We start from the raw sequence: 1,162 nt of genomic DNA on the forward strand, positions 1-1,162 counted from the left end.
GGCCGGGGGCGGGTTTCCGGGGGCCGGGGGCGGGTTTCCGGGGGCCGGTGTCCGGTTTCCGGGGGCCGGTGGCGGGGGGAGTGCTTGAGGCGTTGGCACTAGCCTCTGTCAGAGAGCCGATCGTCCCCATCACCCTCCCCCCGGGAGGGTCGGGCTCTAAGGCCCGGGGAGGGTCGGCTGAATCCAGCTGCGTTCTGGGCTCTACTTCGTGGGTCGCCCTCCCCGCTCGTTCCTCGCGACCCTCCCGGGGGGAGGGTGTCGATCTAGTTTTCTGGCTGAGGCGAGTATCCCTTGCGGCGAGGGGACTTGGGGATGGCGGTCGGAGCGTGGTGACTCGGCGGGTGGCGGCGGCGAGCCTGGCTTCGTTGGCGGCTTGGGCGGGGGTGAGCTGACTTGGATCGGATTGGCTCGCAGAACCTGATGGAGATTTCGCTAGCGACGGCTCGGAACGTCGCTTTCGAGTCTGCGAAGCCGGCAGTGGGACTGCGGGGACTTTGGTGGCGACTTGGCCGACCATTGCCGCTCTGGCGACCACGGCGGAGAGGAGCAGCGTCGCAGCAATCGCGATCGGGGAGATCAGCAGGGCGAAGTCGAACAGCTGGGAGACCAGGATCGCAGCCAACCCATAAGCTCCGGCCGCGGCCATCCCGCGGTCGAGCGGATCGGCTGAGGTGAGCAACCGACGGATCGCCAGCCCGACCACCCCGACCGCGGCCACGATCAACGAAATCGCCACCAACCCTCCTTCGACCCACCACTCGAGCCATTGGTTGTCGGCGTTGGCGTACCACGAACCGTGGGTCGTCTCCTGGTAGGGCAGGTGGGCGTAACGGTAGCTCCCGAGCCCTCCGCCGAGCGGAAAATAGGCCACGGCGGCGCGGACCGCGTCGGGCCAGTGGTCGAGGCGGCCGTCGCGGAGCACCGGCTCGTCCATCGTCGCGCTGAGCCGCTCCACCGCTTGCGACTCCAGCCCCAGCGAGGTCAGCGAGTAAGTAGCGGCCACAAACACCAGCACCGCGGCCAGCCCGAACCCCAAAAACCTGCCCGCCGGCACTGCGACCAGCAAGCACGCGACGAACCCTGCAGCGGAACCGACCAGCGCCCCGCGAGACCCCGAAGCAATCAGCCCCGCCGCACAGAGAACCCCGCAAAGGATGGCGGC

Annotated in this window: 1 protein-coding gene; it reads right to left on the reverse strand. The window is 68.9% G+C overall.

Translation table 11 applies throughout. The features are described from left to right. Positions 1 to 1,162, reverse strand: a 1,162-nt coding sequence (locus GNK13_RS20230) for an O-antigen ligase family protein (protein ID WP_203329166.1), incomplete at both ends; no start/stop codon positions are given.

The organism is Candidatus Laterigemmans baculatus, from assembly GCF_010367455.1.
In the GTDB taxonomy this organism is placed as follows: Bacteria; Planctomycetota; Planctomycetia; order Pirellulales; family Pirellulaceae; genus Laterigemmans; species Laterigemmans baculatus.